Source organism: Mesorhizobium sp. B2-7-1 (assembly GCF_006440735.1).
GTDB lineage: Bacteria > Pseudomonadota > Alphaproteobacteria > Rhizobiales > Rhizobiaceae > Mesorhizobium.
The window spans coordinates 1-9,804 of the sequence record NZ_VFUA01000163.1; the positions used below are offsets into that span (position 1 = coordinate 1).

Genomic DNA, 9,804 nt, shown 5'->3' on the forward strand with positions numbered 1-9,804 from the left:
GTGTTCAGCCTGAGCGACACTTTTCGCGAACGGTCGACCACGGCTGATGTATCGGGGCTGACCTTACCGCCAAGCACATCATTCTCGCGACCGGCGCCAGGCCGCGCGCGCTGCCCGGCATCGAACCGGACGGCAAGCTAATCTGGACCTATTTCGAGGCCATGGTGCCGAAGGAGATGCCGAAATCGCTGCTGGTCATGGGTTCGGGCGCCATCGGCATCGAATTCGCCTCCTTCTACCGCACCATGGGCGCCGACGTGACGGTAGTCGAGCTGATGCCGGCAGTGATGCCGGTCGAGGATGCCGAGGTCTCGAAATTCGCACAGAAGCAGTTCGAGAAGCAGGGCATGAAGATCATGCTCGAAGCCAAGGTGACCAAGGTCGAGAAGGGCGCCAATTCGGTTACCGCGCATGTCGAGATGAAGGACGGCAAGATCGAGAAGATCACCGCCGACCGCATGATCTCGGCAGTCGGCGTGCAGGGCAACATCGAAAATCTCGGCCTGGAGGCGCTCGGCGTGAAAACGGACCGGGGCTGCGTGGTGGTCGACGGCTACGGCAAGACCAATGTGCCGGGCGTCTACGCCATCGGCGACGTCGCCGGTCCGCCGATGCTCGCCCACAAGGCGGAGCATGAAGGCGTCGTCTGCATCGAAAAAATCGCTAACTTCCCCGGCGTGCACGCCATCGACAAGCTGAAGATCCCCGGCTGCACCTACTGCAGCCCGCAGGTCGCCTCCGTCGGCCTGACGGAAGCCAAGGCCAAGGCGGAAGGCAAGGACATCCGCGTCGGCCGCTTCCCGTTCAGCGCCAACGGCAAGGCGATCGCGCTCGGCGAGGACCAGGGCTTCGTCAAGACCATCTTCGACAGGAAGACCGGCCAGCTTCTCGGCGCGCATATGGTCGGCGCCGAGGTGACCGAGCTCATCCAAGGGTTTGTCGTGGCGATGAACCTGGAGACCACCGAGGAAGAGCTGATGCACACGATCTTCCCGCATCCGACGCTGTCGGAAATGATGAAGGAGAGCGTGCTCGACGCCTATGGCCGCGCTTTGAACGCATGATAAGTCACCGGCCGGTGATAGGTCACCAATCGGTGATAGATCACCAACCGGTGGTAGCTGGCCAATCCGTGGTAACGTGGTCGGGCGAGACTCACACGCGGCAGCCGGAAAAACCTGACGGCAAGGCAGTTCATATCCGGATGCGTTTTCACCTGATCGAGGAGGAACTGGCATATGCATTTGAATGGCGTCGGCTGGATCGCAGCCATCATCGTCGGCGGCTTGGCGGGCTGGCTCGCCGAGATGGTCATGAAGAGCAACACCGGCATCGTCATGAACATCATCATGGGCATCGTCGGCGCGATAGTGCTGAACGCGCTCCTGCAGGCTCTCAACATCCAGTCGTTCGGCGTCGGCTGGGTGGCCTATCTGATCACCGGCTTCATCGGCGCCTGCCTGCTGATCTTCGTGGGGCGGCTCGTTCGCCGCTGAAGGAGAGCCGTTATGCGAAAACGGCCGTGGCGGCATGCGCCGGCGCGGCCTTTTTCTTTGCCTCGAAAAGTCCTAGATGACGAAAGACAGCCGGCCGTCGAAATAACGGCCGCGAAGGGTTTGAGATGGTCACAGTCGTAGACACGATCGCCAACCGGCCGCGCCCGCGGCATCCCGAGAAGGCGCACAGGCCCGACCAGGAGGTGCTGCGCAAGCCCGACTGGATCCGCGTCAAGGCGCCGGTTTCCAAGGGCTATGCCGAAACGCGCGAGATCGTGAAGTCGCACAAGCTGGTGACGGTGTGCGAGGAGGCCGGCTGCCCGAATATCGGCGAGTGCTGGGACAAGAAGCACGCCACCTTCATGATCATGGGCGAGATCTGCACGCGCGCCTGCGCCTTCTGCAATGTCGCCACCGGCATCCCGACCGCGCTCGATCCGGATGAGCCGGCGCGCGTCGCGCACGCCGTCAAGCAGATGGGGCTGAGCCACGTCGTCATCACCTCCGTCGACCGCGACGATCTTGCCGATGGCGGTGCGCAGCATTTCGCCGACGTCATCCGCGCGATCCGCGCGGCGACGCCTTCGACGACGATCGAGATCCTGACGCCCGACTTCCTGCGCAAGGACGGCGCGCTGGAGATCGTCGTTGCCGCCAAGCCCGACGTCTTCAACCACAATCTCGAAACCGTGCCGTCGAACTACCTGACGGTTCGCCCGGGCGCGCGTTATTTCCACTCGATCCGGCTTTTGCAGCGGGTCAAGGAGCTCGATCCGTCGATCTTCACCAAATCCGGCATCATGGTCGGCCTCGGCGAGGAGCGGAACGAGGTGCTGCAGCTGATGGACGATCTGCGGTCGGCTAATGTCGACTTCATGACCATCGGCCAGTATCTGCAGCCCTCGAAGAAGCACCATCCGGTGATCCGCTTCATCCCCCCGGACGAGTTCAAGTCCTACGAAACGGTCGGCAAGACCAAGGGCTTCCTGCTGGTGGCGTCGAGCCCGCTGACGCGCTCCTCGCACCATGCCGGCGAGGATTTCGCCAGGCTGCGCGCCGCGCGCGAGGCGCAGCTCGCGAAGGTCAGCTGACCTTCAATGCCGAAATTCGAGGCGACACGCCGCGTCGCGCATACGCCGGAAGAGATGTTCGCGCTGGTGGCGGACATCGAGACCTACCCGCAATTCCTGCCGCTTTGTGAATCGCTTACCGTGCGATCACGCAAGGAGCGCGACGGCCGCACCATCCTGGTTGCCGATATGAGCATCGGCTACAAGGCGATCCGCGAGACCTTCACCACGCAGGTGCTGCTCAATCCGGCTGAACATGCCATCGACGTCAAATACATCGACGGCCCGTTCAAATATCTCAGCAATATCTGGCGCTTCGACCCGGCCGACAAAGGCTGCGAGGTGCATTTCTTCATCGACTACGAATTCAAGAGCCGCATCCTGGGCGCGGTGATGGGCACAATGTTCGACCGTGCCTTCCGCATGTTCTCGGAAGCCTTCGAGAAGCGCGCCGACGTCATCTACGGCGCAAAGCCGGCCTAATGCATGTCGCCCAAAGTGCGCAGCGGTTTTGGGAGAACGACATGCATCAAAACACAAAGACTTAATGCGCGTCGCCTGAATCCGTTTCGGCGCAACGCGCTTTAAAGCTCGCCGAGTGCCCGCAATCCGAGTTGCAGCGCGTGGCGCACCGTCTCGTGCCGGATGAATTCACGACCCTTTTGGCCGAACAATTGCTGTTCGGCGACAATAGGCTGTCCGGCGAGCGCTATCCCGAACCAGACGAGGCCGACCGGCTTGTCCGCCGAGCCGCCGCCCGGACCGGCAATGCCGGTGACGGCGAGCGAAAGGCTGGCTTGCGAATGCGCCAGCGCGCCTGCCGCCATCTCCAGCACCGTCTCGCGCGAGACCGCGCCATGCGCCTCGAGCGTGGCGGCGGACACGCCGAGCATCTCCATCTTGGCTTCGTTGGAATAGGTGATGAAGCCGCGATCGACCACGGCGGAGGACCCGGCGATGTCTGTAAGCGCCGCGATGATCAGGCCGCCGGTGCAGCTTTCGGCCGTCGCCAGCATGATGCCGCGCTGCTGGCAGGCCTGGAGCAAAGCGATAGCGAGTTCGGCGTTGCTCATGCCGGCACGTCTCCCGGATAGACGACGCTGGCGGTGGCGATTGCGGCGATGCCTTCGCCGCGCCCGACAAAGCCGAGCTTCTCGTTGGTCGTGGCCTTGATGGAAATGCGCTCGCCCGCGATGCCGAGCATGGCCGAAAGCGCTTGCGTCATCGCGGCGCGATGCGGCCCGACGCGCGGTGCCTCGCAGATCAGCGTGATATCGGCATTGGCGATGCGCCCGCCGCGCTCGCGCACCAGCTTTGCCGCATGCTCGACGAAGATCTTCGAGGCCGCGCCCTTCCATTGCGGGTCCGATGGCGGGAAATGCGTGCCGATATCGCCGGCGCCGCAGGTGGCGAGCAGCGCGTCGGTCAGCGCATGCAACCCGACATCGGCGTCCGAATGGCCGGAGAGTTTTCGCTCGTAGGGAATGGCGATGCCGCAGAGCGTCACATGGTCGCCGGGCTCGAAGGCGTGCACGTCGTAGCCATTGCCGGTGCGAATGTCCGGGAAGCGCTGAGCACTCGAGAGCCGCTGGTCGGCCAATGCGATGTCCCTTGCCCAGGTGAGTTTGACGTTGTCCGGCGATCCGGGAACGATCTTGACCGGTATCTGCGCCCATTCGGCGATCGCCGCGTCGTCGGTGAACTCCGTCTTGCCCAGATGATGCGCCTTCTCATGCGCGGCGAGCAGCGGCCAGAACGGGAAACCCTGTGGCGTCTGCGCGGCATGCAGGCCTGCTCTCGACACCGTCTCGTCGATCATCCCGGTGGCCGACTCCCGCTTCAGCGTGTCGGCGACGGGCAAAGCCGGCAGCGCGCCCTGGCGCTCGCCGATGGCCTCGATGGTGCGGTCGATCAGCCCGGCATCGACGAACGGGCGCACCGCATCATGCACCAGCACTTTTGCCGGCGCCTGCTCCCTCAGCGCCAGCAGGCCGAGCCGGACGGACGCCTGGCGCGACGGGCCGCCGATCACGGCGACAAGGCGATCGCCATGCGCCTCGGCCGCGCGTTGGAAAAGTTCGGCATCGTCGGCGTGGATCGCCACGACCACGGCGCCGATCATCGGATGCGAGAGGAAGATATCCAGCGTATGCGCGATGACGGCGCGGCCGCCGATGCGCTGATATTGTTTCGGACCGTCGGCCTGCCCAGCGCGCGCGCCGCGGCCGGCGGCAACGATCACCACCCCGATCCCGCCGCTTGGGGACGCCGCTTGCTTTTCGCTTGCCTCGCTCATTCCGATCGGTCCTAGAGCCGGATGATTTCAGGTCGATTCGACCTGAAATCTGAATCCGTCTCTAAATCAAAGAAGTAGAGCATGATGTCGGCCGAAAACCGCTCACACTTTTCGGCATCATGCTCTAGTCGGGGTGATGGCCGAAGGCCAGCATTTTCCAAAATGCGCCTTAATGTGACGTCATTGCGCGTTGCACAATGCCACACTTCTGGCTAGAGAATGTGCAACAATCGAACATGCTAGGTTTTTGTGCATGGCTGAACTGACCGCATTGGCATCGCCACTCGATGTCGGCGGCGTGAAAATCCGCAATCGGGTTTTCCTGGCGCCGATGTCCGGCATCACCGACGAACCGTTCCGGCAGCGCGCCCACGCGCACGGCGCGGGGCTGGTCGTGTCGGAAATGGTGGCAAGCGGCGAGCTGGCCAAGGGCAGGGCGGGCTGCGACTTGCGCATCCGCCATTCTGGCCTGCCGGTGCATATGGTGCAACTGGCCGGCCGCGAGGCCATCCATATGGCCGAAGGCGCGCGTATAGCGGCCGGTGAGGGCGCCGATATCATCGACATCAACATGGGCTGCCCGGCCAAGAAGGTGACCGGCGGCTATGCCGGCTCGGCGCTGATGCGCGATCTCGACCATGCGCTGTCGCTGATCGAGGCGGTGGTAGGCGCCGTGTCGGTGCCGGTGACGGTCAAGATGCGGCTCGGCTGGGACGAAAGCGCTCTCAATGCGCCGATGCTGGCGCGCCGCGCCGAACAGGCCGGCGTCAAGATGGTGACCGTGCATGGCCGCACGCGCTGTCAGTTCTACCAAGGCAAGGCCGACTGGCGCGCCATCGCGCGCGTCAAGCAAGCGGTCTCGATCCCGGTGGTGGCCAATGGCGATGTCGGCTCGCCGGAAGAGGCGGTGACCATCCTCGAACAGTCCGGCGCCGACGCGGTGATGATCGGCCGCGCGCATTATGGCGCGCCATGGGTCGCGGGCGGCATAGCGATGGCCGCGGCCGGTGCAAACACACAAGGCATTCCAACAACGCCGCAAGAGCTAACCGATTACGTCGTCTCGCATTACGAGGACATGCTTGCGCTTTACGGCATCGAAAGCGGGCTGCGCCAAGCACGAAAGCATCTCGGCTGGTATCTCGACCGGCATGCTCCCGACGTTCTAGCCGAGCGGCGCAAAGCCATTCTCATGTCCTTTGAGCCGGGCGAAGTCATTGCGGGGTTGCGCAACGTGCTAGCCGACGGCTCGCCATCGATCAGCCTGCGGAGCGCTGCATGAAGGCCGATGTTCCCCAGCAGGCCGATATGGCGGGTGCCGCCAATATCGTGCTCAACACCATCCGCCGCCCGGTCATCATGGTCGATCCCGACGGCTTCATCACCTTCGCCAATGCCGATGCCGAGGACTTCTTCCGCTCCAGCGCGAATATGCTTGCCCGCAACACGCTCACCAAGCTGGTGCCCTTCGGCAGCCCGTTGCTGACGCTGGTCGACCAGGTGCGCGAGCGGCGCGCGCCGGTCAACGAATATCGGGTCGACGTGTCGTCGCCGCGTCTCGGCATCGAAAAGATGGTCGATCTTTACGTCGCGCCGGTGCCGGAGTTTCCGGGTTCCGTCGTCGTCATGTTCCAGGAACGGTCGATGGCCGACAAGATCGACCGCCAGATGACGCATCGCGGTGCGGCGCGTTCCGTCACCGGCCTTGCCGCGATGCTCGCGCACGAGATCAAGAACCCGCTCTCCGGCATCCGCGGCGCCGCCCAGTTGCTCGAGCTTTCGGCGTCCGACGAGGACCGCGCGCTGACCCGCCTGATCACCGACGAGACCGACCGTATCGTCTCGCTGGTCGACCGCATGGAAGTGTTTTCCGACGAGCGGCCGATCGATCGCTATCCGGTCAACATCCATGTCGTGCTAGATCATGTGAAGGCGATTGCCAAGAACGGCTTTGCAAGGCGGATCAAGATTTTGGAGGAATATGATCCATCATTGCCTCCGGTCTTCGCCAACCGCGATCAGCTGATCCAGGTCTTCCTCAATCTGGTCAAGAACGCCGCCGAGGCGATCGGCGCCGACCCGCAAGGCGAGATCATGCTGTCGACGGCTTTCCGCCCGGGCATCCGCGTTTCCGTGCCTGGAACGCAGGACCGTGTCTCGCTGCCGCTGGAATTCTGCGTGCATGACAACGGCCCCGGAGTTTCCGAGGACATCCTGCCGATCCTGTTCGATCCGTTCATCACCACCAAGCCGAACGGCTCCGGCCTCGGGCTGGCCCTGGTCGCCAAGATCGTCGGCGAGCATGGCGGCATCATCGAATGCGATTCGACGCCGCGCGGCACCACGTTCCGCATCCTGCTTCCGGCCTGGAAGGAGACCGCGCCAGGCACCGGCGACGAAGCTGAAGGAGACCGCACATGACCGCTCGCGGCAATATTCTCGTCGCCGACGACGATGCGGCCATCCGCACCGTGCTCAACCAGGCGCTGTCGCGAGTCGGCCACGAGGTGCGCGTGACCTCGAATGCCTCGACGCTGTGGCGCTGGGTGGCGGCGGGCGAGGGCGATCTCGTCATCACCGATGTGGTGATGCCCGACGAAAACGCCTTCGACATGCTGCCGCGCATCAAGAAGGCCCGGCCCGAGCTGCCGGTCATCGTCATGAGCGCGCAGAACACGTTCATGACCGCCATCCGCGCCTCCGAGACCGGCGCCTACGAATATCTGCCGAAACCGTTCGACCTGACGGAGCTGCTCAACATCGTCAACCGGGCGCTGGCCGAACCGAAGCGGCCGAAGCTCGATGCCCGCGCGGAGGACCAGCCCGAGACGATGCCGCTGGTCGGCCGCTCGGCCGCCATGCAGGACATCTACCGCATGCTGGCGCGCATGATGCAGACCGACCTCACGGTCATGATCAGTGGCGAGTCCGGCACCGGCAAGGAACTGGTGGCGCGCGCGCTGCACGAATATGGCCGCCGCCGTGGCGGCCCGTTCGTGGCCATCAACATGGCGGCGATCCCGCGCGACCTCATCGAATCCGAGCTCTTCGGCCACGAGAAAGGCGCCTTCACCGGGGCGCAGAACCGTTCCAGCGGCCGTTTCGAGCAGGCCGAGGGCGGCACGCTGTTCCTCGATGAGATCGGCGACATGCCGATGGAAGCGCAGACCCGGTTGCTGCGCGTGCTGCAGCAGGGTGAATACACCACGGTCGGCGGCCGCACCCCGATCAAGACCGACGTCCGTATCGTCGCGGCCACCAACAAGGACCTGCGCACGCTCATCAACCAGGGCCTGTTTCGCGAAGATCTGTTCTATCGCCTCAACGTCGTGCCGCTCAGGTTGCCGGCGCTGCGCGAGCGTTCCGAGGACATTCCCGACCTGGTGCGGCACTTCTTCAAGCAGGGCGCCAGCGAGGGCCTGCAGACCAAGCGCATTTCGACCGGCGGCATCGAATTGATGAAACGCTATCCCTGGCCGGGCAACGTGCGGGAGCTCGAAAACCTGGTGCGCCGGCTCGCCGCCCTCTACTCGCAGGACGAGATATCGTCGGAGATCATCGAATCCGAGCTGAAGACCGGCGATAGGCCGGTCGTGCCCGACGGTGGCGCGCTCATCCCCGACGACCTGTCGATCGGCCAGGCGGTCGAGCATTTCCTGCAGCGCTATTTTGCCTCCTTTGCCGGCGATTTGCCGCCGGCCGGGCTTTACCAGCGCATTCTTGCCGAGGTCGAGTATCCGCTGGTGCTGGCCTCGATGACGGCGACGCGCGGCAACCAGATCAAGGCGGCGGAGCTTCTGGGGCTCAACCGCAACACGCTGCGCAAGAAGATCCGCGAGCTCGGCGTCAACGTCTACAAATCCGCCAGGCAGCCGTAGAGCATGATGCCGAAAAGTGTGAAGCGGTTTTCGGACGACATCATGCTCTATTTCTTTGATCTAGAGACGGATTCAGCTTTCAGCTCGACCCGACCTGAAATCGTCCGGCTCTAGCGTCACTTCGTCCTTTCGGCGAATTTTGCCTGGGAAAGATTATCTTCCCGGTCACACTTGTTGCATAATCGCCACAATGCGTTGCATACATCCGACGCGATGACCGACTCTGTACCGCGACATGGCAGCTGAGGCTCCGACCCTGAACCAACCGCTTTTCAACCAGACCGGCGCGCCTGACGGGCGGCGGTTGCTGGCGTTGCCGGGCGTGGTCGCTATTGCTGGCGCGATGATCACGGCGGCGATCTCGTTTGCGATCCTGGTCGGCGCGACGCCGATCGCGCCGACCGCCGACGCGACCTGGGCCTTGATCGCGGCCAACGCCGTCTTTGTCCTGTTCCTGATCGCTTTGATCGCCCGCGAGGTGCGCCGCATCGTTCTGGCGCGGCGCCACGGCAGGGCTGCCTCGCGGCTGCATGTGCGCATCGTCGCCATGTTCGCGCTGGTTGCCGCCATCCCGGCCATCATGGTGGCGATCATCGCATCGATCACGCTCGACATCGGCCTCGACCGCTGGTTCGAAATCCGCACCAAGACGATCGTCAACTCGTCGCTGTCGATTGCCGACGCCTATGTGCAGGAAAATGCGCGCAACCTCCAGGGCACGACGTTGTCGATGGCATACGACCTTGATGCCTCGCGCACGCTCTACGGCCTCGACAAGGGCGGTTTCCTTGACCTGCTGAACAAGGAAGCCGTCGGCCGCGGACTGGCGCATGCGGCCCTGATCAAGCCGGACGGCTCGTTCGTCATGAACGCCAAGACCGACGCCGATTTTCCCATGCCGGAGCCGCCTTCGGGCGCCGTCGACACCGCGGCCGACGGCAAGCCGGTGCTGATAGAGCCGCGCACCCGCAACATCATGGGCGCCATCATCAAGCTGCGCGAGATCGAAGGGCTTTACCTCTATACGATCCGGCTGGTCGACCCCGACGTGATCAAGGCGCGTC

At 63.9% G+C, this 9,804-nt stretch carries 8 protein-coding genes and 2 pseudogenes; 8 read left to right on the forward strand and 2 right to left on the reverse strand.

What is annotated here, in order from left to right:
* Positions 1 to 65 precede the first annotated feature (65 nt).
* The 4 genes and pseudogenes from lpdA to FJ471_RS32960 all read left to right on the forward strand — a co-directional run.
* Positions 66 to 1,064, forward strand: a pseudogene (lpdA, locus tag FJ471_RS32945) (dihydrolipoyl dehydrogenase); the annotation flags it as partial.
* Positions 1,065 to 1,238: 174 nt separating this feature from the next.
* Positions 1,239 to 1,496, forward strand: coding sequence for a GlsB/YeaQ/YmgE family stress response membrane protein (locus FJ471_RS32950; protein WP_140809844.1), 258 nt, complete (start codon positions 1,239 to 1,241; stop codon positions 1,494 to 1,496).
* A 125-nt stretch (positions 1,497 to 1,621) separates the two neighbouring features.
* On the forward strand, positions 1,622 to 2,587 hold the full coding sequence (gene lipA, locus FJ471_RS32955; protein WP_140809846.1) for a lipoyl synthase: 966 nt from the start codon (positions 1,622 to 1,624) through the stop codon (positions 2,585 to 2,587).
* A 6-nt stretch (positions 2,588 to 2,593) separates the two neighbouring features.
* Entirely contained in the window at positions 2,594 to 3,049 is a 456-nt protein-coding gene (locus tag FJ471_RS32960; protein WP_140809848.1) for a type II toxin-antitoxin system RatA family toxin, read from the forward strand.
* Between the two features lie 101 nt (positions 3,050 to 3,150).
* On the opposite strand, the gene FJ471_RS32965 is transcribed toward FJ471_RS32960, so the two are convergent.
* Together FJ471_RS32965 and FJ471_RS32970 are read right to left on the reverse strand one after the other, a co-directional pair.
* Positions 3,151 to 3,639 carry a CinA family protein gene (locus tag FJ471_RS32965; protein WP_140809850.1) on the reverse strand — a complete coding sequence of 163 codons (489 nt, stop codon included), beginning with the start codon at positions 3,637 to 3,639 and terminating at the stop codon, positions 3,151 to 3,153.
* Positions 3,636 to 4,862 carry a bifunctional 2-C-methyl-D-erythritol 4-phosphate cytidylyltransferase/2-C-methyl-D-erythritol 2,4-cyclodiphosphate synthase gene (locus FJ471_RS32970; protein ID WP_140809852.1) on the reverse strand — a complete coding sequence of 409 codons (1,227 nt, stop codon included), beginning with the start codon at positions 4,860 to 4,862 and terminating at the stop codon, positions 3,636 to 3,638. Before FJ471_RS32970 ends, FJ471_RS32965 begins: the two co-directional genes overlap by 4 nt.
* Positions 4,863 to 5,115: 253 nt before the next feature.
* Here FJ471_RS32970 and dusB point away from each other — a divergent pair, with 253 nt between their 5' ends.
* The 4 genes and pseudogenes from dusB to FJ471_RS32990 form a co-directional block, all read left to right on the forward strand.
* The gene (dusB, locus tag FJ471_RS32975; protein ID WP_140809854.1) at positions 5,116 to 6,144 is read left to right on the forward strand and encodes a tRNA dihydrouridine synthase DusB; all 1,029 of its coding nucleotides are present in this window, start codon (positions 5,116 to 5,118) and stop codon (positions 6,142 to 6,144) included.
* Positions 6,141 to 7,283: a nitrogen regulation protein NR(II) gene (locus FJ471_RS32980; protein ID WP_140809856.1), complete on the forward strand. Its 1,143-nt coding sequence runs from the start codon at positions 6,141 to 6,143 to the stop codon at positions 7,281 to 7,283. Before dusB ends, FJ471_RS32980 begins: the two co-directional genes overlap by 4 nt.
* The gene (gene ntrC / locus FJ471_RS32985) at positions 7,280 to 8,740 is read left to right on the forward strand and encodes a nitrogen regulation protein NR(I) (RefSeq protein ID WP_140809858.1); all 1,461 of its coding nucleotides are present in this window, start codon (positions 7,280 to 7,282) and stop codon (positions 8,738 to 8,740) included. Before FJ471_RS32980 ends, ntrC begins: the two co-directional genes overlap by 4 nt.
* Before the next feature lie 235 nt (positions 8,741 to 8,975).
* A pseudogene (locus FJ471_RS32990) lies at positions 8,976 to 9,804 on the forward strand (PAS domain-containing sensor histidine kinase); the annotation flags it as partial.

What these genes read in the sequence shown, in the direction of transcription:
- ntrC (WP_140809858.1), top strand. Translation starts at nt 7,280, where the DNA reads ATGACCGCTCGCGGCAATATTCTCGTCGCCGACGACGATGCGGCCATC.
- FJ471_RS32960 (WP_140809848.1), top strand. Translation starts at nt 2,594, where the DNA reads ATGCCGAAATTCGAGGCGACACGCCGCGTCGCGCATACGCCGGAAGAG.
- FJ471_RS32980 (WP_140809856.1), top strand. Translation starts at nt 6,141, where the DNA reads ATGAAGGCCGATGTTCCCCAGCAGGCCGATATGGCGGGTGCCGCCAAT.
- lipA (WP_140809846.1), top strand. Translation starts at nt 1,622, where the DNA reads ATGGTCACAGTCGTAGACACGATCGCCAACCGGCCGCGCCCGCGGCAT.
- FJ471_RS32970 (WP_140809852.1), bottom strand. Translation starts at nt 4,862, where the DNA reads ATGAGCGAGGCAAGCGAAAAGCAAGCGGCGTCCCCAAGCGGCGGGATC.
- dusB (WP_140809854.1), top strand. Translation starts at nt 5,116, where the DNA reads ATGGCTGAACTGACCGCATTGGCATCGCCACTCGATGTCGGCGGCGTG.
- FJ471_RS32965 (WP_140809850.1), bottom strand. Translation starts at nt 3,639, where the DNA reads ATGAGCAACGCCGAACTCGCTATCGCTTTGCTCCAGGCCTGCCAGCAG.
- FJ471_RS32950 (WP_140809844.1), top strand. Translation starts at nt 1,239, where the DNA reads ATGCATTTGAATGGCGTCGGCTGGATCGCAGCCATCATCGTCGGCGGC.